Below are 24,252 nucleotides of genomic sequence, written 5' to 3'. Positions count from 1 at the left end.
AATCAATAGAATCAGTTTAACCTAATTCCTATGGCATTATTTTCATCCGAACAAATCATCGATTTAGTTTCCAGTCATCCAATTGTTCCCGTCTTTTACCATCCAGATGCCGGGCAGGCTCAGGCCATTGTGCAGGCTTGTTACGACGGTGGACTGCGCGTTTTTGAGTTTACCAACCGGGGCACCCAGGCGTTGTCTGTATTTACGCAACTGGTTCGGTACGTTCGGGAGAACTGCCCCGAAATGGCCATTGGTATCGGGACAATTCTGACGCCTGAGGATGCGGCCACTTTTCTGGATGCCGGGGCCGACTTTGTTGTGCAGCCCGTAACGATTGCCGCGGTAGGAGACGTTTGTCGGGAGCGGGGTGTCCCCTGGATGCCGGCCGGTTCGACCCTCAATGAAATCTACCAGGCTACGTTGCTGGGGGCCGATATCGTGAAAGTGTTTCCGGGTAACGTAGTTGGGCCCGATTTTATCAAAGCCATCAAAGGCCCGATGCCTTTTCTGAAACTCATGGTAACAGGGGGTGTTGAGCCTACCATCGACAGTTTGTCATCCTGGTTCCGGGCAGGGGTAACAGCTGTGGGCATTGGTTCGCAACTGTTTTCGGGCCAGACGGCCGATCCCGCTGTGTTGCGTGAACGTGTGGCGGCTCTGGTTCAGATGGTAACACCCTTTATTCCTCAACCCGCATGACAAAATCCGTTGGAAGTTACCGCTGGACAATTGTAGCCCTGCTATTCTTTGCCACTACGATCAATTACCTCGATCGGCAGGTTGTTGGACTTTTGAAGCCCACGCTGGAGAAAGAGTTTAACTGGTCGGAGCTGGATTATAGCCGGATTGTACAGGTTTTTTCGGCCGCCTATGCGCTGGGTCTGCTAGTGTTCGGTCGCGTGATCGACCGCATCGGTACCAAAATGGGCTACACCATCGCCATCATCTTCTGGAGTCTGGCGGCAATGGGCCATGCGCTGGCAACCAGTACGCTGGGGTTCATCTTTGCCCGAATCGGGCTGGGATTGGGCGAAGCGGGTAACTTTCCGGCAGCCATCAAAACCGTAGCAGAATGGTTTCCGAAGAAGGAACGGGCATTGGCAACGGGTATTTTTAATTCCGGAGCAAACATTGGTGCGGTGGTAGCGCCTATACTGGTACCCTGGATTCTGGGTGTGTACGGCTGGGAGATGGCCTTTATTGTAACCGGGGCCGTTGGCTTTATCTGGCTGATTTTCTGGTATGTAGGTTACGAAATTCCCGCCAAGCAGGCTAAGCTCTCGAAAGCCGAGTTCGATTATATCCACAGCGATAACGAAACTACCCCCGACGACGTAGCGGATCATGGCAAACCCGTCTCGTGGGGGCTGCTGCTGAGCAAACGGCAGACCTGGTCATTCGTGTTTGGCAAGATGCTGACCGATCCGATCTGGTGGTTTTTCCTGTTCTGGCTGCAGGATTATTTCTCGACTACGTTCCACCTCGACACCAAAAAACCCAACCTGTATCTGGCTGTTCTCTACACACTGGTCAGCATTGGCAGCATCGGGGGTGGGTACCTGTCGTCGGCGCTGATCAGCCGTGGCTGGAGTGTCTGGAAAGCGCGTAAAACTTCCATGCTGATTTTTGCGCTGCTGGTCATTCCGGTTATTGCCGTACGGTTCGGACCGGGTATCTGGACCGCCGTTGCCCTGATCGGTCTGGCAGGGGCCGCTCACCAGGCCTGGAGTGCAAATATTTTTACAACGGCTTCCGATATGTTTCCCAAGCGGGCGGTTAGCTCGGTGGTGGGTATCGGCAGCATGGCCGGTTCCGTCGGCGGAATTATTTTCCCTGAAATCGTGGGCCGTATTCTGGATAGCTACAAAAAAGCGGGCGACGTACAGAGCGGTTATGGCATCATCTTTCTGATGTGTGGCTCCGCTTATCTGCTGGCCTGGCTGATCATGCACTTCCTTACCCCTAAAATGCAGCCCGTTCAACTCGAAACGCCCGAGTCGGAACCGGTAGCGTAACAAGGTTTCGGTTCAACGTATCATGATACGTTGAACCGAAACCAGCAGTATTACTTAAAATCAACCTCGATAAAACATACAGGTAATCTCCGTCCTATTCATAATCCTATATAATCGGTAAACTATCTATTTTATATTAAATCTTCTCAAAAACCATGGACGTTCAACAAATGGAAATCACAGCTTCGCATCCGTTAGCCTTACCCGTCGGCGTAACCCTCGACCGGTACATCATGAATCGGCAAACGGCGTTTCCGTACGCTACGGGCGAGTTGTCGCAGTTGCTGCGCGATATTGCACTGGCCGGAAAAATCATTCACCGCGAAGTGAACCGCGCTGGTCTGATCGATCTGACGGGGGGTATGGGTATCCAGAACGTGCAGGGAGAAAGTCAGCAGAAGCTGGACATGATCGCGAATATCCGCTTTTGCCGCGCCCTGAAAAATGGGGGAGAAGCCTGCGCAATCATTTCAGAAGAGGACGAAGATATCATTTTTACCGGCAATAACCAGGGCAAGTACGTAGTGGCCATCGACCCGCTGGATGGTTCGTCAAACATCGATGTGAACGTATCCATAGGTACTATATTTTCTATTTATCGGCGCGTAACGCCCATCGGTTCAGAGCCTTCGCTAGCCGATTTTTTGCAGGGGGGACGTCGTCAGGTAGCTGCCGGATATATTCTTTATGGGTCATCGACCATCCTTGTGTATACGACCGGGCATAGTGCCAACGGTTTTACGTACGATTCGTCGCTGGGCGAATTTATTCTATCCCATCCCGATATTCACAGCCCGGCAAATGGCCAGATTTATTCCTGCAATGACGGGAATGTGGACAGCTACGAGCAGGGGATACAGAACTACCTGACCGACTGCCGGTCGAAGCAATACACGGCCCGTTATATCGGCTCGCTCGTGGGCGATTTCCACCGCAACCTGCTAAAAGGGGGTATTTATCTGTACCCGCCCACAAAAAAGAATCCTGACGGTAAACTGCGGCTCTTGTATGAAGCCTTCCCATTGGCGTTTCTGGCCGAAAAAGCGGGTTGTCTGGCCTCATCGGGGCATCAGTCGGTGCTGGATATCCGGCCAACCAGTTTACACCAGCGTACACCGCTTTACATCGGATCGCCGGTTATGGTTGAGAAGCTGGTTGGTTTGCTGCAATAAGCTGGCGGTTGAGCGTACCGGAGCACCCGCACCAGTACGCTCAGTACGTAACAGGATGGGTCATCATTACCCCTTCAGGTATTCTGAGGGGGTTTTCTGGTAAAACTCCCGAAACACTTTGGTGAAATAAGACGGCGATTCAAAGCCCACCATATACGCCGTTTCGGACATGTTGTGGCCGAGCCGCAATAAGTCGACAGCTTTGCGAAGCCGGTACTGCCGGATAAGTTCGTTGGGCGATAGCTGCGTGAGGGTGTGTAGTTTGGAGTAAAGCGTTTTACGGCTCATGGCCAACTGGTCGGCCAGCCATTCTACACTGAGCGACGAGTCGTCCAGATGGTCATCGACGAGTTGGTAGAACCGGCGAAGAAACTGGTTCTGAACCGTATCAAGCGGTGCGGGTGTGTCGGGTTGGGCGAGCTGCTGCTGGTATTGATCCCGTAGTTTTTGCTGGCGATCCAATAGATTCCGCAGGCGCAACCGTAGTTCACCCATGTGAAATGGCTTGGTGATGTAGTCGTCAGCCCCGTATTCAAAGCCTTTCAGTCGACTACCCTGTTCGACACTAGCCGTAAGCAGGATCACCGCAATGTGGTCGGTAGCAGGATCGGTCTTTATGTGCTCAATAAGCGAATAGCCATCCATGCGGGGCATCATCAGGTCGGAGATGATCACATCGGGTAACTCTTCTTTGGCCAGGATCAGCCCTTCGTACCCATTGGCTGCCGACCGGATGCGGTAGGTTGTTGCCAGTTCGGCCACCATAAACTCGCGCATCTCGGGATTGTCTTCCACAACGAGTATCAAGGGGGTAGTGGCGGGCAGGCCCGATTCTGTGCCGACCGTTCCGTTAATCAAAATGGGCGTATCGATGATCAGGGTAGGGGCCAGTTCCGATTCGACTTCGGCGTATGTGCTCGCCAATGATACCGGAATTTCCACCGTAAAGTGCGTACCCGTTTCCTCATTCGTTTGACTCTGTACCCGAATCGAGCCGCCCAGTCGAGTGGTCAGTTCATGCACCAGCGCCAGGCCAATACCCGAACCCTCGTACGACCGTGTGCGTGAGTTCTCAACCTGGTAGAACCGGTTGAAAATATGGGGTAATTTATCCGCTGGAATGCCCATTCCCGTGTCTTTTACGGCCAGATGGGCGGCTGTGGACGACTGTACGAGGCTAACGGTAATTTCCCCGGTCTCCGTAAACTTGATCGCGTTCGACAGTAAGTTATACAGGATTTTTTCCCATTTACCCGCATCGAACACGTAGTTTCCGGATGGCATGTCCGTTTGATACGTCAAAGCGAGCTGCTTGATTTCAGTAGAAGGCCGGAACAGGTCCACAATTTGCCCAACGAAGTTTGGTAAGTCGCCCACTTCATTGACAAGGTCCATTTTTTGGGCCTCCAGCTTGTTGATATCCAGCAACTGATTGATTAGCCGGAGCAGTTGCCGGGCATTCCGTCGGACTATGGTCAACTGTTGCTGATAAGGAGCGGGCAGGTCGGAGGCTTCCAGCAACTTGTCAACTGGCGAAACGATGAGCGTGAGGGGGGTTCGAAGTTCGTGGGTGATGTTGGTGAAAAAGCGGGTTTTCATCTCATCGACCGCTTTCAGCTCGAGCGTTTCCCGTAACTGATTTACGTGCCGGATCGTTTTGTCGAGGGTTGCTTCCAGATCCTTGAAATTGACGGGTTTGGTCAGAAAATCAAAAGCTCCCCGGTTCATAGCCGTACGGATGTTGTTCATGTCCCCATAAGCCGTAACCATCACGGTACGGACAATTGGGTTAACTTCCGGAAGCCTGGCCAGTAAAGTCAGCCCATCCATGCCGGGCATGTTGATGTCGCTGAGTACGACATCGATATCAGGTTGTTGCTCAAGAACGGTCAGCGCTTCCTTACCATCGCGGACGTAAATAAATTCGTATGTATTCGTTTGTATCTGCCGTCGGAAAATCTGTTTAAAAAGGGCTTCCAGATCATCCTCATCATCCACCAGTAGAATTTTTGTTTTCATCCCGATCCGGACTTGCTTCATTAAAATTTACCCAACAAAATTAGTGGAGTAACTGAGCAAATCAAGACAATTAGCGACTAGATAACCGCCTTTGACTGACCAATTTCTGCGCTTGCTTCTCTGGCTGATCGGATGGACCAGCTAAAGCGAGTTGCCATATAAAATAAAAACAGAGTAATCCATAGGCAGCAAACATCTAATGCTATTGTAAACAGTATACCAACTTTCGGGAAAGCCTGGTCTATGGCCTGATAAAGGTCCGGCATGTAAATCCGTGGCAGTAAAGGAGTTAAGAGCATTGCGGCAAGCAGCGGGATAGCGATAACTTTTTTCATGACTGATACGTGTAGAGAAACAAAGCCAGGCCGTTGTCGACACTGGCTTTGAAAAGAGGAAGGTTGTGGTATTCGAGCTGTGGTGTGGAATATCCGTTTGCAAAGGATTATTCAAAGGTCTATGGATTTACATGTGTGGCTTAGTTCATTTGGGTAAAAAACTATCACATTTGGGAAGTGACAACAATACGAAGAAGCAGAAGTCCGTTTAATAAACTTGCAAAACGGGTTCGACCACCTCAACGAGCGCATTCGTGATGGTTTCCCAAGTCCCATTGGGGTGGCGAAAGGCATAACGGGCTGTTCCTCGCCCCGCCGTATACTGAATCAATACGTCCTTTACGTTAACCGGGTTAGGTGGCGTAATGCCCTGAAACACATGCCCGGTAAGTTTGATGGTCGTCTCTACGTCGAGCCCAGATCCGATTTCGGTCAATCGGCCAGAAAGAAACGTGAAAATCTTTGCGGTGGGATAGATGCCGTGCGTAATGGTTCCTGTTCCGGTAACCATGCCATTCAGGACCCACGTGCCGAGGGTCATTGTAAACAAGGGGGCACCGAACTTATTTCCCCCGACCTTTAGTGAAATATAGTCCTCGTTCATTTTTTGGGTTAGCTAAGAGGTTTTTGTTATCCGCTTCGGACGTAACAAAGGTCTATAGTCCCGCCGGTTTGCCTTGTTTCATTTGAGTCGATAAATAGCAAGTTTGGGAAGCACAGGGCACTAAACAGCAATGGCACCTTCTATTACCCTGGTAGAAGGTGCCATTGCTGTTTAGTGCCCTGGCTAATGGAAAAAATGTCTGCGTTTAGTTTTGTGTAATAGCCACCTGCCAGCCCGCATAGGCATTCGTTACGGCCGAACGCTCTCCGGCCGGATTGACCGTGAGCTTACCCGCATTTAAGACATGCAAATGATCCAGATCTTTATACATACCCGTTTTTAACCCAGCCAGATAAGCGGCTCCCAACGCCGATACGTCGGGCATGGCGCGGTTGACGACGGCTTTGCCAAGGAGATCGGCCAGAAATTGGACAACAAAGCCGTTGGCACTGATGCCACCGTTTACCATTAACTCTGCCAGCGGAATTCCCGTATCCTGTTCCATCGCCACGATGACATCCTTGATCTGATACGGAATGGACTCCAGCGCTGCCCGGACAATGTGATTTTTGGTCGAACCAAACGTCAGCCCCGAAATCGATGCCTTGCGAGACATTTGCCAGTGAGGAGCGCCCAAACCGCTAAAGGCCGGTATGATATACACGCCCCCATTGTCGGGAACGGCCGTTGCCATTGCTTCTGTTTCGCGACTTTCGGCGAATAAGCCCAGGCTGTTCTTCAGCCATTCGATGGTGGCACCACAGGTGACAATTACGCCCTCCAGCGCATAATCCACCCGGTTCTCCGTACTCCAGCAAATCGTTGTGACCATACCGTGCTGCGACGTAGTGAGCGTTTCGCCAATGTTCATGATGATGGAACAACCCGTACCCAATGTCGCTTTGGCGGTGCCAGATGTAAAACAACCCTCGCCAAACGATGCCGCATGTGAATCGCCGATCAGACTGGTAATGGGCAGAATATGATCGAACAAACCGTTGAAATTCGATTCACCAAACGAATACGAAGAAGGTTTGGGCTCGGGCAGATTTAATCTGGACAAGCCGAATGCAGCCAGTAATTCCTGATCCCAGCTCAGCGTACTGAGGTTGAAAAACAGGGTTCGGGATGCGTTGGTATAATCGGTCAGGTATCGCTTGCCGTTCGATAATTTATAGAGCAGCCACGTATCGACTGTTCCGAAATACGCTGTTCCCGCGTCAATCGCCTGGCGGACCTTTTCGTTGTTTTCATACAGCCAGATCAGCTTGGTTCCTGAAAAATAAGGGTCGATGAAGAGGCCGGTTTTCGACTGAATTGTCTCCTCAAGTCCTTCCGCTTTCAGCCGTTCGCAAACACCGATCGACCGCTTGCATTGCCAGACGATAGCGTTGTGAAGGGGTACGCCCGTTTCATCCCAAACCACGAATGTTTCGCGCTGGTTGGAGATCCCGCAGGCGCTTACCGCCTTGAGGTTTCCACCCTCGGCCGCGAACGTTCCGATGCATTTGCCTACGGATGTCAGTACGTTTCGGAATATCTCTTCCGGGTCCTGTTCGACGTAGCCATCGCCAAAATAATTTGTAATCAGCGGCTCCGAAGCGCGGGCAACAACGCGCCCTTCGCCATCAAACAGAAGGGTTTTGGTGCTGCTGGTGCCCTGATCAATGGCCAGAATGTAGGAATTGGTCATAGTATTAATGTCATTTTCTGTTATTTCTACGTCAGGAAAAAGGACAGAAAATTATTCACTCTTCGAATTTGATTTATCGATAATTACGGCCAGCAGAATGACGAAGCCTTTGACGACCTGCTGCCAGAAGGGCGATACGTTCAGCAATACCAACCCGTTGTTCAGTACACCAATGATGATGGCTCCCTGCACCGTTCCCAGAATGCTGCCGCGTCCACCGGAAAGCGACGTACCGCCAATAACCACGGCCGCAATGGAATCCAGTTCGTAGCTCGTGCCCGCGTTAGGCTGGGCCGAATCCAGCCGTGACGTAACGAGCAGTCCGCCAACGGCCGCCAATCCACCCGCAATGGTGTACACTGCCATTTTTATTTTGTTGATGTTTACGCCCGAGAGCCGGGCTGCACTTTCGCTGCCGCCAATGGCGTAGATATACCGGCCCAGCCGGGTTTTATTCGTGATCAGCACCGCAATGGCGACAATAACCCCGGACAGCCAAACGGGTAGCGGAATACCCAGAAACCAGCCCGTTCCCAGGAAGGTAAACGAATCGCCGAGGCCGGTAATGGGAAACCCTTCTGTCCAGAGCATGGTAAGTCCACGGGCAATGGTCAGCATGGCGAGCGTAGCCACAAACGGGGGCAGTTTGAAACGGGTAATGGCCCAGCCATTAAACCAGCCCAGCCCAGAGCCTGTAATCAAGCCTGCCAACGTAGCGCCCAGCAAGGTGAAGCCAATGTACAGATTGGCCGATGGCAACTGAATACCGTTACGTAGCAAACCCGCTGTGATGGCACCCGATAACGCCAGTACCGACCCCACTGACAAATCGATGCCCGCCGTTAGCACGACGAGGGTCATGCCCGTAGAGATACAGACGTTCACCGAGATCTGCCGCAGTACGTTCCAGAAGTTGGCGACCGTCAGGAATTTGTCGGACATAAGGCTGATGCCCAGACAAAGAATAAACAGGGCAATCAGGGATTGGAATCTCGTCAGAAAAGGTCGGTAAGATGTTGCGGTCAGTTGCATATCTATAATGAGCGAAGGAGTGAAGGAGTGAAGGAGTGAAGGAGTGAAGGAGTGAAAGAACGAAACCATTTTACGGCAGCTTACCGCTCTTTCTCTCTTTTGCTCATTCGCTCATTGATTTTGGTATTGCGGCTTTCAGGATCGAATCTTCCGAGGCATCCTGCACAGCCATTTGGGCGGTTAATACCCCTTCGCTCATGACTAGCACCCGGTCTGAAATCGCCAGGATTTCGGGGAGTTCTGACGAGACGACGAGAATGCCCATGCCTTCATCGGCCAGTTGCAGAATGAGTTTATAAATTTCGTTTTTGGCGTTTACGTCAATACCGCGAGTCGGCTCATCGAGCATAAGCAGCTTCGGGTGCGTCGCCAGCCATTTTGAGAGTACGATTTTCTGCTGATTGCCACCGCTCAGGTTTTTGGCCGCCTGCTTTTCCGACGGCGTTTTGATCCGCAGATCAGCGATGTATTTTTTGGCCAGCGTCGATTCTTTGGCCCGATTCAAGAAACCCGCCTGTTCAATGTTTTCCAGTGCCGTCAGGCTGATGTTGGTCTGAACATCCATGCCCAGCACCAGCCCGTCTTTTTTGCGGTCTTCGGGCACCAGCGCCAAACCGGACTTGATGGCTTCGATAGGGGCTTTTAGGGTAACCGTCTGGCCGTCGAGGCTGACCGTACCGCTGCAGCGTTTCGGATGCAGGCCAAATAGAGTTTCCAGCAACTCCGTCCGTCCAGCCCCCATCAACCCGAAAAGCCCCACAATTTCTCCCCGGCCGACAGTGAACGATAGGTTTTTGAGCTGATTCTCTTTCAGCCGAACGGGGTGCGTCAGACACAGATTTTCGACCGACAGGAGTGGAGCATGTTCTCGCCCATTCAACTTTCGCCGTATGCTGGTGATGTCCCGCCCAACCATTTTGCGAATGAGTGTATCATGGTCAATACCGAGCATCGTTCCGGATTCAATGGACTTTCCGTCCCGCAAAACAACGTAACGATCAGCGATGGTGAACAACTCATCGAGCTTATGCGAGATGTACACAATGGCCTTGTTTTCCCGGCGCAGGTCGTTGATAATGTCAAACAACACCGCCACTTCACTTTCCGTAATGGCCGAAGTGGGTTCATCCATAATAATCACCTCCGACTCGACCAGTAAGGCTTTAGCGATCTCAACGACCTGCTGCTGACCAACTTTCAGCTTGGCCACTAACGTATCGGGCTCGATGGGTAGTTTGAGCTTTTCGAGCAGTTCGCGGGTTTTGCTGCGCATCGCCTTTCGGTCGAGTGTGCCCCAGCGCGTAGTGATTTCGCGGCCCAGAAAAATGTTTTCAGCAATGCTCAGATACGGAATCAGGTTCAATTCCTGATGAATGATAGCAATGCCGCATGCCTGCGCGTCACGGATGGAGTTGAACCGAACGGGCTCGCCATTGAATCGAATCTGGCCTTCATAATCGGGGTACACCCCCGACAGAATTTTCATCAGTGTTGACTTTCCCGCGCCATTTTCACCAATCACGGCCGTGACCTTGCCCGCCAGAAATTCCAGGCAAACCCCATCCAGCGCCGTTACGCCCGAAAATCGCTTGGTGATATGTTCTGCAACGAGCAGAGGGTGTGGGGCAGAGGGCAGAGGGGTTAAGATGCTCATTTCGCTCATAGTCAAACAGTAACTTAGTTTACTTCCAATGCCCTTTGCCCCATGCCCTCTGCCCTCTGCTCTACCACGATTGGAATAACTTCCAAATTCTCAAGATGTAAATGTTCCCGGTTCAGCTCGATAGCCCCCACAAAGTTTAGCTGACTGCCGGGTTTGGCGCTGGCTTTCAGATCGGGTACAACTTTAGTTCGGATGATCGAGTTGAGTTCACTCGATACGTTGTTCAGGTCCATGGTGTTATCAAACTCCGTGATCCGGATCAGGCCCGATGCATCGCGGGCGGCATTGCCAAAAATGTATTCGGTAGCGAGTTTTATCGACTCGCCGGAGGAGAGCGTTACGGTTACGTCGTTGTCCCCGACAGCCGTTATTTTGCCTTCGGCCTTCACCAGAAAATAGCGAATGTTGCCGATGCCCAATGCGTGCGAATACGTAGCAAAGGCTTTCTCCTTGTCGGTTTTCAGCAACGTGATGAGGGTGTTCAGGTCAGTAGCACCCGGTGCCGCAGGCAGCAGTTTGGACGACCAGAACGTACTGGCGTACGCTGCGGCATCAAACGTCTGGTTGGCATTCGGTCCGGCTGCCGCTTTGACTTCGTCCAGTTTCTTGAAATAAACGGAGTTGTAGGCAACAACACCCAGCAGAACCAATAGGATGGCGTATTTAAGGCTGTTTTTCGGCATGGTACGTCAGGATTTTTTAGCGGATGGATAATCCCTGATAGTCGCCTGGTCGACCAATTCGACCGCCACGGGTACTTTTTTAGCAAAATCCCGTTTGCCTTTGAAGTACTCATCGGCATACTGCGCGGCAGTTTTGGCCATCGTCTGGGGCGATTGAAGTCCGGTCGCTTTGATCTTCCCATCGCGGATAGAGTTCATTACGTCCTCAGCACCGTCGAAACCAAACACACCCACCTCTTTGGCTTTGCCAGCCGCTACCAGTGCCTGATACGCACCCATCGCCATGGCGTCGTTTCCGCAGAAAACCGCGTTGATGTCGGGGTTAGCCTGTAGAATGGATTCCAGCACTTCCATCGCTTTATTGCGGTCGAAATCCGCACTCTGCTGGGCAACCATCTTGAAATTGGTATAGCGATCAACCACACTATGAAATCCTTTCGAGCGGTTCCAGGTGTTGTTGTCGCCTACCAGCCCCAGAATTTCAACGTATTTAATGGGCGTATCCTTTGCCTGGGTACGTAGCGTTTGAACGAAATATTTCCCGATGGCTACGCAGCCCGAATAATTGTCGGACAGGATCTGACAGGTAGCCGCCTGGGGCGAGTTGACTTCACGGTCCATGCAGAACACCGGAATACCCGCATCTTTGGCTTTCATGGCATTCACAATGGAGCCATCCGAGTCGGTTGGATTCAGCAGGATGGCGTTGAAACCCGAGACAATAGCATTCTCAAAATGGTCGCTCTCGAGGGCCGTATTGTTCTGCGAATCGAAGATTTTGGTTTCGTAGCCCAATGCTTTCGCCTGAGCCGCAGCCGTTTCGGCCAGCACCACAAACCACGGATTGTTCAGCGTCGAAACAATCACCGCCACTTTCTTCGGCTGATTGGAATCGGTTTTGCTCGTGCAGCTTCCCGCCAGCAAAAGGGCCAAAAGCCATAAAAAAATGAATCGTTGATTTTTCATGGACATTTTTTTTGTCATCCCGACGCAGGAGGGATCTTAAGACGTACTCTTACCGAAGATCCCTCCTGCGTCGGGATGACAAACGTTTGAAAGACAAAATATTACGGCATTACCGTTACGATGACGCGTTGATACCGGGTTAATGCCGGTGTACCTGTATCGGTCACGGCCAGGATGACGTGAAACGTTTCGGGTTTCGTCACCGTCGGTGCCACGACAAACGCATTTTTCTTCTGTTTATCCTTTATTTCCAGCGCACGGCTGCTATCGAACGTACCGGGTTCACGGTAATAAATCCAGTCGTAGGTTAGCGTATTGCCATCCGGATCGGTAGACCCTTCGGCGCTCAGTATGACTTTTTCTCCACTTTTTACCCGTACCTGATTTGGGTGACCTAGTTTAGCTACGGGCGGATGATTCGCGTCTTTATAGAGTTTGATGGTCCAGTCAATGCGGGCGGCAAAATCGTGCTGATACGCATTGCGCCACCGCCAGATCGTAGCCTTATTACTGGTGTACCAGCCGCTGTCAATACCCATCACTTCATCCTCGGCATCCGACCAGAACGGCCGCGTTTCGGGTTCATAAAACCACTTACGCATGCGGGGCGTATAAAACTCGTAACGCCCTCCCCAGCTCCCATAATTAGGATGCTCAGGGTCACTTAAGCCGTTGTTAATCAGAAACAGAAAGGTTGGCGTATCACCTTCCATCAGAAATTTTGTGAACGGATGCTCGGCGCCCAGCGGTCCATGATTTTTACGGATATTCTCGTCTAACCAGGGATTATCGACGAGGCTGAAATCAGCGCCCTGAAACCGTCCGTGAAATTTATCGCCACTGATGCCACTCCAGGTTGCATGATGGTAGGCCCCGCCCGCATGAAAGCCGGGGCTGGCAATGTAAAACAGGTTCGGAAAAGTCTTCCGCAGCCACGGTCCCGTATCGTCCTGATCGGAAATGGTATAAACCCGGAGTTTGGCCACAAACGCATCAACGTCTTCTGGCGTCCGGGTCTGACGAACTTTCCAGAGGGCCTGCGCCAGGCAGTTGGCTCCACCCCAGACCGGAATCCAGACGGGCCGGTCGTCTTTCTTGTCGACAACCGAAATAATCCATTCCGAACCTTCTGAATCTTTCCCCGGCCCAACCGCTCCCATGCCGAAATTAGGATACCCTGACTTGATAATACTGGTCAGATACGCGGTTTCGGGGTAACCTTTTTCGTGCAGCAATAAATTCGCTCGGACTTTTCCGTAAGCCGTTACGATCTGTTTGATACGTTCTGGAGCAACCCGATCTTTCTGGTGCACCGAAGTAGTCGCAATCAGCCCTTCTACGTCCCATTGGTTCGCATACGTCAGAAAACGTACCATCGATTGGGCGTCGTCGGGCTCATTTTCAATATCCGTCAGTACCAATACCCGTAGTTTTTGAACGGGTTGCTGCGCCTGACCCGCTACATAGGAGAGCGCCAGTAAAAACGTAGTGATGAAAGAAAATAAGGGTTTCATGTATGGTTTAGGAAAAGCTTTATACCACTAAATTTCCTGATTGGCCGGGCTGTTACGTTCGGGTCGGTGAACAGACATGGCCTTCGGGTAATTTAGTGGATATTCAACATCGTCAGCGCTTCATTGGCAATACCATTTTCCGACAAACCGTAATGGGTGAAAATCTCATTCTGTGAACCCGTAATGGTATATTCATCGGGAAAGCCCATGATCTTGAATCGATTACGGAAGCCGTTCTGTATCAGGAACGACGCACAGGCTTCGCCCAGTCCACCAAACACGCTATGTTCTTCAACGGTCAGGATTGGACAACCTTTGGCCGCTACGTATGCCAGTAAGTCATAATCCAGTGGTTTGATGGTATGCATACTAACAACCGTCGACCGGATGCCGTGAACAGACTCTAACTGGCGGGCTGCCTGAAGAGCGGGGTAAACCGTTTCGCCAGTGCCAATAAGTACCAGATCGTCGCCCTCGCTGATGATACGCCCTTTGCCAAATTCAAACTCCTGATTCTCTTCCGATAGCAACGGCATCGGCTTTTTGCCAAAGCGAATGTAAATTGGATGGTCGAGTTCCGCGGCCAGCCGGATAGCCTGTTCGGTTTCGAAATTATCGGCGGGCACTACGATAGTCAGGTTGTGCACTGCCCGTAACGCGGCAAAATCATGCAGACTGTGGTGAGTGGAGCCTAACGCGCCATAGCTTACGCCTGCACTGATGCCAATAAGTTTCACCGGATTGTCGGAGTAGGCAACGTCGGTTTTGATCTGCTCGAACGAGCGTGCTGTCAGGAAACAGGCGGGCGACACGGCAAACACTTTCTTGCCGGTTGACGCCAGTCCGGCAGCTACACCCACCAGATTTTGTTCGGCAATCCCGATTTCAATATGTTGCGCCGGATATTTCTGCCCGAAAGGCACCAGTTTCCCTGACCCACGCGAATCGCTGGTAACCACCAGAATCTGCCGGTCAGTGCTGGCCAGTTCCTGAAGCGTACTCGAAAACACATCCAGATTGGCCAGTGCTTTCTTGTCGACTGCTGTAATTACTTCTCCCATCTTATTTTTTGGTCAATTGTCATTTGGTCATTGGTCAATAGGCATTGGTCATAAGAGATGGTCAATAGGAACAAATGACCAATGACCATTGACTAATGACCATCCATCAGTTCGAGTTTGGCGAAAAAATCGGCCATCATCAGGCTCGTATCCAGCCGGGTATACACCCGAATTGGCCGCCCTTTATGATTGTAGGCGTAGGTGGCGTTTTGATTGATAAGCGGAGCCTGCCGAATCACATAATCGCTCGATGAAGGGTCGGCTTCAAATGACGATTGCAGTGCAGTAAGCAGCACCAGCGGGCTATCGCCCACTATGTATGTTTCTCCAATATTGATGAACCGCTGAATCCGCGCCATCAGTGTTTCCAGCGTTCCGGTCAGGTGCGCCCCTATTTTTCCGTGTGGCTTCACTTTGGTGAGGAGTTGGGCATACGTCAGCAAACATTGCCGATACATATTTCGGGGCACTTGCCAGAGCGGCACCGTCGACTTGTTGAAAATAACCCGTGCGGCTGCCCGGTCAATGTTAAGATTGTATTCCACTTCGGTATAATTGGGTGGCGGTGGAGACAAATCGGTGTATTCGGGGCCACCAATCCAGATGAGTGTCAGTTTGTTGGCTATCGCTGGGTTTGTCAGCACAGCCGAAGCAATTTCGGTCAGTCCCGCTCCACAGACCACGTAAAGTGGCAATTTCGTGTCGGTACGCAAAGCTTCCTGAATGATGAAATTGACGGCTTCGCTCCTGACGGGCGTACTGTCGTTGGGCATGGCTATGTTGGAACCCGCCAGCACCGGAATGTTCTTCGTGATGTTCATCACCTGAAGTACTTCCCGCGCTTTTTTGACGGCATTGTCGGCCTGGGTTGTTGAACCGTCGAAGCCATCTTTTACGCTCAGGTGCGAGCCGATAATGGCCTGGATTTCCACTGAAGGCGACATCAGGTGGTGCGCCAGTTGGAAGAGTCCATCCGGATCGCCACTAAAATCATTATCGATGATTACCCGCATCCGGGGCTGCACGCTGGACAGCCCTGTGGCCGACTGCCCGAACGTAGCGGATGAGGTGATTATCAGACTGAGGATCAGCCCTAAAAACAAGATCCCTGTTTCTATTTTTTTCATTGATTTTAATCGCCAAACCGCCCATTCACTCTTGCTCTCATTCGCTCTTTCACTCATTTATTCGCTCAATTCAGCCAATGCCTGTTCGTACTGCTCCTTGTTGGGTACGCCGTGATGCCATTTCAACTGGTTTTCCATGTAGCTGATGCCCTTGCCTTTTACCGTATGCGCGATGATCAGACTCGGTTTTTCGGCTTCGAACGGCAGCGCTTCGAACGCTTCCAGCAGGGCACCAAAATCATGCCCATCGACATGACGTACTGCCCAACCGAAGGCTTCAAATTTTTGGTCGAGAGGGTCGGTGCTGCACACATCGGTGGTAGGCGCCGTGATCTGCAAACCGTTTTTATCGACAATGGCGCAGAGGTTATCGAGCTTATACTGAGCGGCCAACAAGGCAGCTTCCCAGTTTGATCCTTCGGGCAACTCACCATCGCCCAGGAGCGTGAACACACGGAACGGTTTCTCATCCAGTTTGGCCGATATAGCCGTACCGACGCTCAGCGACAGACCATGCCCCAGCGAGCCCGTATTCTGCTCGATACCCGCAATTTTTTTTGTTGGATGACCAATGTAATGCGACTTGTATTTGCACAGCGTTTCCAGATCCGATTCCGGAAAAAAACCTTTGTCGGCCAGCACTACGTAAAGCGCTTCAACGGTATGTCCTTTGCTCTGAATATACCGGTCGCGGTCGGGCGATTTAGCCGTTTCGGGGCTGACGTTCAGTACGTTGTTGTAGAGTACATTCAGAATGTCGATGCACGACAAGCTGCCGCCCGTATGCCCGGCATTCGCTCCGACGATATATTTGAGAATATTCCGGCGATATTGTATCGACTTTTGGGCTAATTGATTGATAGTCATACCTGTTGTAAAACTCACTTATTTCTTATCGTAATAATTAGTCGCTGATATTTCGTGAGCGCTGGTTTTCCGTTGTCCGTTGCTTCAAGAATAAGATGAATGGTTTGGCCGCCCAGGGCATCTTTGGGAATAAGCACTTCAGCCTGCGCTGATGTCGGATTGGAAATAGCGACTTCACCGGGGTAGCTGCCCACCCGAAACTGCCACCAGTTGATGGACACCGCATTCCCGTCTGGATCAGAAACCGCTCCGTTCAGGCGTACTTTATCACCGGCAGACGCCATTACTGTTAACGGCCCTTCGATTTTTACAACCGGCGCATGATTGGCATCGGCGTATTTGGAGGCAACTGACCACTTGAGTCGGGCCGCAAAATCCTGCTGTGCGGCCGGAAAGAAATTAGGATAAGCCAATTCCTTTTCTGTTTTCACTGCCTGCGTATTGGCGTTGCTGAGGGCAGTGGCCATGGCGTTAGCGCTTGTATCCTGAGAGGCAGAAAACGAAAAACCGACGGCTTCCCGGTTACCACTTGAGTGGCCGCCCCAGCCTCCATACGAACCGACTTCATAAGCCCGGAGGCCATTGTCCATCATATTCATAAAGGTGGGGTTATCGCCTTCACCCAGCCAGGAGTTTTTGGGCTGTACAGGCATCCATACTACATAGCCCATCTTCTTTAGCTCGTCATTCGTATGGCCAGCTATGCCGAAGTAGTCCATGATGTCACCTTTTACCATCTGTTTACCATCCCCCCAAACCCGGTATAATGCCCCCAGCGGTCCACGGTCCAACACATTTTCTTTCATCCAGGCGGGAGTCAGATAAGGCGCATTGTCAGGCTTAGCGCCCAGTTGTGCCCCATATCCATAATTAGGGCCTCCTCTGAATTGCCGGTACTCTATATCCGGCCAGTTCGGTTTGATGTACATAGCATAGGTATCATCCTGATCGCCGGAAGGCAGCAACACTACTTTTCGAGACACTTTCTTTCGGATAGCTTCCCATTCCGTCGTGTATTCATACTGCTCCTGAATGGATTTGAGGGCTCGGGCAATCGTACTCGCCCCGCCCCAGGCAGTAATAAAGAGCGGACCGGGTTTCCCATCCAGTATCAGCGATTTAATCAGATCCGAACCTGGTGAATCCTTCGAAATATCCCCGTCGAACTCAATGTTGCCGTACCGGATTTTCGACTGGAGTTTATCGGGCGTCGGATAATTCGGATTATGCACTTTCAGATTGGGATATACTTTGGCGTACGCTCCGACGGCATCATGAATAAAGCGTTCGTCTTTTGCCCAGCGCCACGACTCACAGGGACACAACGTTAAGCCAAAGCGGTTGTACTCCCTTCCGGGAACGGCCCATTTGGTTCCTTTGCCATCGCCTTTCCAGTGAAACTGACTACTAGCATAAACCAATCCTTCGATGTCCATATCGCTGCTGTAAAGCAGAAATCGGATCAGGGAATTATTATCATCAAGTTCGGGGTCAGCCGTAACAACGATACGTGGCCTGGATCGTTGCTGCGCCCAGGAGCAGGTGGTCTGCCCAAAACATGTCAGACAAATCAGGCCAATCAGGATTCCTTTGTACTTCATTGCGCTGGGCTGATTTATTGATTAGCCTTCATAAAGCCCTGTTGCGTTAGCCAGTCGGCAAACCGCTCAATCCAGTGGTCTGATGGTAGATTCTGCCTGTTCATACCAAAACCGTGACCTCCTTTAGTATACATATGCAGTTCGACGGGACGTTTGGCCGCCAGATAGTTAGAGTACAGCTCAACACTATGCGGGGCCAGATTCAGCTGATCGTCAGACGCGCAGGCAATGAACATGGGGGGCGCATCCGAATCTACATTGCCTTGTAAAGAAGCCGGCATATACGGATAAATCGGGGCGACAAAAGCCGGGCGGGTATCCGCAGTATAGTTGAAGGCCGATGATGCCGTAACGGTACCTCCCACCGAAAAACCAACAATACCTACTCGGTCCGGAGCAACTCCGTATTCAGCTGCGTGTTTGCGAACGTAGGCAATGGCTGCCCGGCCATCGGCAATGGTTAACGGGATCGTTGCTTCATTTTCCGTCTGCCATTCCGCTTTACGCGGCCCGTTCATACCGGCTAACATATCGGCGAATGGGTCGTCGGTATTAATATGAGCCGTACGGTACTTCAACACAAACGCAGTAACTCCTTTCTTGGCCAGCCAGGTTGCTACGTCGTTCCCTTCGTTATCGATGGACAGAAAGTGGAAACCGCCCCCTGGACAGATGATAACGGACGTACCATTGGCAAGGGCAGGATCGGCCGGAAACACCGTGAGTGTGGGGTTGACAACGTTGAAAACCGTCATCAGCTTGATGGCGTTTTTGTTGTTCTTTTTCTCCTGCCAGTTCCACGTTTCGGACCCTGGTGCAGCGCCCTCATACAATCGGACTTCCTTTTGTTGTGCCTGCGCCAGACTCGAAACCAAAAGCACTAAGACAACTATATGTTTCATGGTTGATCGGGTTTATACCTGTCGAAGTAACTAGTGACTATACACTTCCCAGCCCATGTAATTTTCCATGGCTTCTTTGAGTATCCCCGCTGTTTTGGAGGCATTCATGACCACATGGTGTTCGAAACCGTTCCGGCAAACGTACTGCATCAAACCCTGTAGGTTGTCGATCTGAGCCACAGCCCGGTTGCCGAACGTATTCAACGCGTCGTCGGTCAGGAAACCTTCACCGATGTAGGCTTTCATGATGCCTTTGGGATCGTCGGTGCTGATACGTCCGAAGGTAAGCGGAGAGGCTGGTGTACGACCGGCCAGCGCACCGTACGTATTCTCTTCGCCGACGGTCGTGCCCAGAATCGGAGCCGTACTGATCTCAATATCCGGCAAAAACGATTTGGCCCAGTTGCCGCAGTGAAACAGGACGCACTTGTTTTCATCGTCGGCGTAGTTGTTGTTCCAGTCGACCAGCGCGCTCGGCGAACCCGATGCCAGTTGCATGGCGTACATACTCAGCGTACCCGTTACGTCTACTTCGCAGGCACTGGGGAGCATATTCTCGCTCATAATGCTCATGCTCGTACAGACGTTACAGCCATAGTTCTGTTGCAGCGATGTCCAGCATTGAATGGCCGTAGCGTCAAGCGCGTGTTCCTGCATGAATTCGTTCAGGACAACATCGAGCTTGGCGATCTGAACAAGTTTATCATCGGGTGTACGCCCCGTTGGTGTATAAGCCTTTATCGCATCGAGCCGGTCTTTCACCGACTGATCGGCAGCAGTTAACTTATTGGCATTACCCAGAATGTGCGACAGGTCGATGGTGACGACCGAGATACCGTTTCGCTGAAGGATTTTTTCGCTGTACCGAACCGTATTGAACGCACCTGGACGCGCCCCAACGGCCCCAATCCTGACATTTCGCAGGCCTTTGACGACCCGGCATACCGCCATAAAATTTTTCAGATCAGCTTCAAAAGTGGGGTCGGATGGATGTACAACGTGTTTAGTGGTGAGCGAATACTTAATGCCGAACTGATAAAGGTTGTTACAAACCGAGATTTTACCACACCAGGCATCCCGCCGACGCGCTACGTCCATTCGATTCAGATCATCGGGATACGCCTGAATCAGCACCGGAACATCAAGCCGGGCCAGTTTCAGCGTTTCAGCTACGCCTTTTTCGTCTCCGAAATTGGGCAGGACGACAAGCACCCCCATAATTTCGTCGGCATGATTACGGAACAGTTCAGCGCATTTCTGAGCCTCCTGGAAGGTTTCGACGCCCCCCAGCTTAGTCGCTGATTCGGGCAGCATGATCGGATTGACACCAACTTTCTGAAAAACGTCCAGCAGATCGGAGCGGCACTCGCCAACGAGTTTGTCGGGGAAGAAATCCCGGTTACCGATAATAACACCTAAAGTAATGGGGGCACCTGATTGTATTTTCATGAGTAAGATAGGGTCGGACCGGTGATAGCAGGATGTGATTGCATGCTTCAGTGTAGTCGAACAAAGATAAAAGAAAATAAAAGAAATAAAAAGAAAGTATCCGCCAGGAAAATTTCTCGGAAATTATTGAAATTTGGGTAAGCGATTCAGCGAAAGTACTGTTTAGACTTTCATACTTGGATTCAAATTATAAATAAAGCAAGTTGATACGTTGCAAAAGAGCGAGTTTTTGTCATCCGTCGCGGATTTTTGGTTAAACGTGCAAATATTTTCCTTTACTTTCTAAAGGGTTTCTATTTTTGCTTTTTTATTGCTTATCTCGTTCCGATAGATGAAAAAAGCCCTTTCACTTCTCTTTCTACTTTTATCGTTCCTTTCGTCGGGTTTTGCCCAAAGCCGGGCTACCTGGATCTGGTATCCGGGTGATTTTGAAATATGGTTAGGCAATAACATGCAGAACCGACGTACCGAACGGACTACGTTTCTGCCGCCTTTCTGGAAATTAGACAGTCATTATAATCTGATCGACTTTCACAAGGAGTTCGACCTGACGCAGTCAGAAGAGGTTGATCTGTTTGTGGAAGGGACATACAACGTTAAGGTTGATGGAAAAGCATTTCCCGGCTTTCCGAAACGGATTACTGTACCGGCGGGTAAACATAAGGTGAGTCTGAAAGTATTCTGCCAGGATCGGGTTCCGGCCATTTATGTACGCGGCAAAAACGTCGTGTCGGATGCTACGTGGCTGGTAACGTTTGAGGATAAGGAGTGGATCGACGAAACAGGAAAAGCTTCCGACCAGTCGGGTACGACCTGGTTGAAAGCCGGTACGTGGAATTTCAACGACCCACAAGCTCCCCCTTCCCGATTTCGGCTGACCACTAAAGCGTTATCGGCGGTTAAAACCGAGAAAAAACAGGGTACTATCTTTCTGGACTTCGGCAAAGAAACCTTTGGATTTGTCAAATTGCACGGCCTGAACGGTAAAGGAGCCGTCAACATTTATTACGGAGAATCGCCTGAAGAAGCCCGCGATACAGCCCATGCCGAAACCACTGACTTTCTGCAGATTGACCAGGTGCCGAAGCGTGATTCCACGATGCAATTAACCAAAGCGTTTCGGTACGTGAATGTACAATTCGAGGGCAGCGTAGCGATGGACTCGGTGTCGATGTTATACGAATACCTGCCCGTTACCGACCGGGGTAGCTTTCGCTGCAACGACGAGCAGATTAATAAGATTTATGACGTAGCGACCTATACGCTGCACCTGAACACCCGCGAATTTTTCATCGACGGCATCAAACGTGATCGCTGGATCTGGTCGGGCGATGCCGCACAGAGCTACCTGATGAATTATTACCTGCTGTTCGATTCGCCGTCGGTGACGCGCACGATGCTGGCACTCAGGGGCAAAGAGCCGGTTACGAGCCATATCAACACCATTATGGACTATACATTCTATTGGTTCATCAGCATTTACGATTACTACCAGTACACGGGCGATAAATCCTTCATTCAGCAGTTTTACCCGCGTATGCAAAGCCTGATGGACTATTGCCTCAGCCGACGTAACAAAAATGGTCTGTTGGAAGGGCTGGCCGGCGACTGGGTATTTATCGACTGGGCTGAGGGATTGAGCAAGAAAGGAGAGGTCAGTTTTGAGCAATTGCTGTTTGCCCGTAGCCTGGAAACAATGGCCCTCTGCGCTAACATCGTGAACGACACACCGAACGCCCAGAAATACAATCGGCTGGCGGCCGACGTGAAAGGTAAGCTGTTCAGTACATACTGGAATGAGAGCAAACACGCACTGGTACACAGCCGGGTAGAAGGCGTGCCGACCGAGAACGTAACGCGCTACGCCAATATGTTTGCCATCTTTTTCAACTACTTCGACGATGCCAAGAAACAGGCCGTGAAACAATTCGTGTTGCTGAACCCCGAAGTGCCAAAAATCACCACGCCCTACATGCGTTTCTACGAACTCGAAGCCCTGTGTGCGCTGGGCGAGCAGGCGTACGTAACGAACGAAATGAAGGAATACTGGGGTGGTATGCTGAATCTGGGCGCTACGTCGTTCTGGGAAGAATATAACCCGACCAAAACAGGCGCTGAACACTATGCCATGTACGGTCGTCCGTTCGGCAAGAGCCTGTGCCATGCCTGGGGAGCCAGCCCGATCTATCTGCTGGGCAAGTACTACCTCGGTGTCAAGCCAACCTCACCCGCTTACGCTACGTATCTGATCGAACCGCAACTGGGTGGCCTTCAATGGATAGCCGGCAAAGTGCCTACTCCCGACGGCGACGTAAGCGTGTATTGCAGCGCAATGGAAATCAACGTAACAGGAGCCGCCGGAACTGGAATACTACGCTTCAAAAGCAAAACCAAACCAGTCTGCAAACAAGCTGAAATCCGCTCCACAAACGGCGTATATGAATTGATGGTCGAGAAAGGAAAGAATTACGTAGTGAGTTATAAACTGTAAAGAAGCTTGTCCGCGATTACATTGCAGATGAGCAGTTGCAGAAGTTAACCTCACGCTCACACAATATCCCAGGCCAATCCTCATATTGACTACAACGAACCTCATTTAGACTACATCCCCCGGCGGTCGACTGCTGACCTTTGTACCCTCATTCATTTACTCGTTAATAATCATGGTACAACAGCAGGAAAATACAGCCAGTGGAACAGAAAAAGTATGGTTTATTACCGGGTCTTCCCGAGGGTTTGGGCGTGTCTGGACTGAAGCGGCTTTGCAGCGGGGCGATAAGGTAGCGGCCACTGCCCGTAACGTAGAAAGCCTGGCCGATCTGAAGGCGAAATACGGGGATCGCGTGTTAACGCTGGCCCTGGACGTAACAAATCCCGAACAGGTAAAATCGGCGGTCGAATCGGCCCATGCTCATTTTGGCAGGCTGGACATTGTCTTCAATAATGCCGGTTATTCGCTGGTCGGGACTATCGAAGAAGCCTCTGCCGATAATATCCGGGCGTTGTATGATACCAATGTGCTGGGGCCGGTTTCCGTTATTCAGGCTGCTTTGCCGCTGTTGCGCAGACAGGGGAAAGGGCATATATTGGGGACATCCAGCTCGTTGGGGCATGTTACGTATCCAGTCATTGGGTATTACTGTTCCACGAAATGGGCGTTCGAAGCGATTTACGAAAGTCTGGCGGCCGAGGTCAAGCAATTTGGTATCGACGTGACCATTATTGAACCCGGAGCCTATGCTACGGAGTTTGGTAGTCAGGAGTCGCTGAAGTTTGCGGCTAGCCTGCCGGTTTATAATGACTTTAAAGCTGCCTTTGTCGGAAATCTCCGGACGATTGAACGGGGTAATCCCGAAGCCACGCCGGAAGCGATCTTCAGCGTTGTCGATGCGCCCAATCCGCCTTTGCGGCTATTTCTGGGAAGTCATACGTTACCGGAAGTTCGCAAGGCTTACGCACAACGTTTGGCAACCTGGGAAGCGTGGGAAGCCGTTTCCAATGCAGCTCAAGGCTAACCACGTATCCATCAACTGCCGGTAATAACAACTG

Annotated in this window: 20 protein-coding genes; 5 read left to right on the top strand and 15 right to left on the bottom strand. The window is 51.2% G+C overall.

The window, feature by feature from the left end:
• The first annotated feature begins 30 nt into the window (after nt 1-30).
• The 3 genes from LN737_RS20535 to fbp all read left to right on the top strand — a co-directional run bounded on the left by LN737_RS20535 (nt 31) and on the right by fbp (nt 3,187).
• A complete protein-coding gene (locus LN737_RS20535; protein WP_405511693.1) occupies nt 31-699 on the top strand; it encodes a bifunctional 4-hydroxy-2-oxoglutarate aldolase/2-dehydro-3-deoxy-phosphogluconate aldolase in 669 nt (222 codons plus the stop codon).
• A complete protein-coding gene (locus LN737_RS20530) occupies nt 696-2,015 on the top strand; it encodes an MFS transporter (RefSeq protein WP_405511692.1) in 1,320 nt (439 codons plus the stop codon). Before LN737_RS20535 ends, LN737_RS20530 begins: the two co-directional genes overlap by 4 nt.
• Before the next feature lie 170 nt (nt 2,016-2,185).
• Nucleotides 2,186-3,187 carry a class 1 fructose-bisphosphatase gene (gene fbp / locus LN737_RS20525; protein ID WP_405520475.1) on the top strand — a complete coding sequence of 334 codons (1,002 nt, stop codon included), beginning with the start codon at nt 2,186-2,188 and terminating at the stop codon, nt 3,185-3,187.
• A 66-nt stretch (nt 3,188-3,253) separates the two neighbouring features.
• Here fbp and LN737_RS20520 read toward each other — a convergent pair whose 3' ends face one another.
• From LN737_RS20520 to LN737_RS20450, 15 genes are all read right to left on the bottom strand, one after another.
• Nucleotides 3,254-5,206 (bottom strand): response regulator, encoded by a 1,953-nt coding sequence (locus LN737_RS20520; protein WP_405511691.1) that lies wholly within the window; start codon nt 5,204-5,206, stop codon nt 3,254-3,256.
• 77 nt (nt 5,207-5,283) lie between these two features.
• A complete protein-coding gene (locus tag LN737_RS20515; RefSeq protein ID WP_405511690.1) occupies nt 5,284-5,541 on the bottom strand; it encodes a hypothetical protein in 258 nt (85 codons plus the stop codon).
• Between the two features lie 208 nt (nt 5,542-5,749).
• Nucleotides 5,750-6,145 carry a hypothetical protein gene (locus tag LN737_RS20510; RefSeq protein WP_405511689.1) on the bottom strand — a complete coding sequence of 132 codons (396 nt, stop codon included), beginning with the start codon at nt 6,143-6,145 and terminating at the stop codon, nt 5,750-5,752.
• Between the two features lie 205 nt (nt 6,146-6,350).
• Nucleotides 6,351-7,838 carry an FGGY family carbohydrate kinase gene (locus tag LN737_RS20505; protein ID WP_405511688.1) on the bottom strand — a complete coding sequence of 496 codons (1,488 nt, stop codon included), beginning with the start codon at nt 7,836-7,838 and terminating at the stop codon, nt 6,351-6,353.
• A 51-nt stretch (nt 7,839-7,889) separates the two neighbouring features.
• Nucleotides 7,890-8,870, bottom strand: a complete 981-nt coding sequence (locus LN737_RS20500) for an ABC transporter permease (RefSeq protein ID WP_405511687.1) — start codon at nt 8,868-8,870, stop codon at nt 7,890-7,892.
• 103 nt (nt 8,871-8,973) lie between these two features.
• Nucleotides 8,974-10,524, bottom strand: a complete 1,551-nt coding sequence (locus tag LN737_RS20495) for a sugar ABC transporter ATP-binding protein (protein WP_405511686.1) — start codon at nt 10,522-10,524, stop codon at nt 8,974-8,976.
• A gap of 23 nt (nt 10,525-10,547) precedes the next feature.
• A complete protein-coding gene (locus tag LN737_RS20490; protein ID WP_405511685.1) occupies nt 10,548-11,216 on the bottom strand; it encodes a DUF2291 domain-containing protein in 669 nt (222 codons plus the stop codon).
• Between the two features lie 6 nt (nt 11,217-11,222).
• Nucleotides 11,223-12,182, bottom strand: a complete 960-nt coding sequence (locus tag LN737_RS20485; RefSeq protein WP_405511684.1) for a D-ribose ABC transporter substrate-binding protein — start codon at nt 12,180-12,182, stop codon at nt 11,223-11,225.
• A gap of 101 nt (nt 12,183-12,283) precedes the next feature.
• On the bottom strand, nt 12,284-13,696 hold the full coding sequence (locus tag LN737_RS20480) for a DUF1593 domain-containing protein (protein ID WP_405511683.1): 1,413 nt from the start codon (nt 13,694-13,696) through the stop codon (nt 12,284-12,286).
• 92 nt (nt 13,697-13,788) lie between these two features.
• Nucleotides 13,789-14,757, bottom strand: coding sequence for a transketolase family protein (locus LN737_RS20475; RefSeq protein ID WP_405511682.1), 969 nt, complete (start codon nt 14,755-14,757; stop codon nt 13,789-13,791).
• 92 nt (nt 14,758-14,849) lie between these two features.
• The gene (locus tag LN737_RS20470; protein ID WP_405511681.1) at nt 14,850-15,884 is read right to left on the bottom strand and encodes a nucleoside hydrolase; all 1,035 of its coding nucleotides are present in this window, start codon (nt 15,882-15,884) and stop codon (nt 14,850-14,852) included.
• A 57-nt stretch (nt 15,885-15,941) separates the two neighbouring features.
• Nucleotides 15,942-16,751, bottom strand: a complete 810-nt coding sequence (locus LN737_RS20465; RefSeq protein WP_405511680.1) for a transketolase — start codon at nt 16,749-16,751, stop codon at nt 15,942-15,944.
• Between the two features lie 14 nt (nt 16,752-16,765).
• Nucleotides 16,766-18,352: a DUF1593 domain-containing protein gene (locus LN737_RS20460; protein WP_405511679.1), complete on the bottom strand. Its 1,587-nt coding sequence runs from the start codon at nt 18,350-18,352 to the stop codon at nt 16,766-16,768.
• A 14-nt stretch (nt 18,353-18,366) separates the two neighbouring features.
• Entirely contained in the window at nt 18,367-19,254 is an 888-nt protein-coding gene (locus tag LN737_RS20455; protein WP_405511678.1) for an alpha/beta hydrolase, read from the bottom strand.
• Between the two features lie 30 nt (nt 19,255-19,284).
• Complete coding sequence (locus tag LN737_RS20450) at nt 19,285-20,703, bottom strand: L-fucose/L-arabinose isomerase family protein (protein WP_405511677.1); 1,419 nt, start codon at nt 20,701-20,703, stop codon at nt 19,285-19,287.
• Between the two features lie 331 nt (nt 20,704-21,034).
• On the opposite strand from LN737_RS20450, the gene LN737_RS20445 reads away from it, so the two are divergent.
• Both LN737_RS20445 and LN737_RS20440 read left to right on the top strand, forming a co-directional pair.
• On the top strand, nt 21,035-23,194 hold the full coding sequence (locus LN737_RS20445; protein ID WP_405511676.1) for an alpha-rhamnosidase: 2,160 nt from the start codon (nt 21,035-21,037) through the stop codon (nt 23,192-23,194).
• A gap of 172 nt (nt 23,195-23,366) precedes the next feature.
• Complete coding sequence (locus tag LN737_RS20440; RefSeq protein WP_405511675.1) at nt 23,367-24,218, top strand: SDR family NAD(P)-dependent oxidoreductase; 852 nt, start codon at nt 23,367-23,369, stop codon at nt 24,216-24,218.
• Nucleotides 24,219-24,252 lie beyond the last annotated feature (34 nt).

It is taken from the genome of Spirosoma sp. KNUC1025, from assembly GCF_045160025.1.
In the GTDB taxonomy this organism is placed as follows: domain Bacteria; phylum Bacteroidota; class Bacteroidia; order Cytophagales; family Spirosomataceae; genus Spirosoma.
This window is presented reverse-complemented; position numbering and strand designations above follow the sequence as displayed.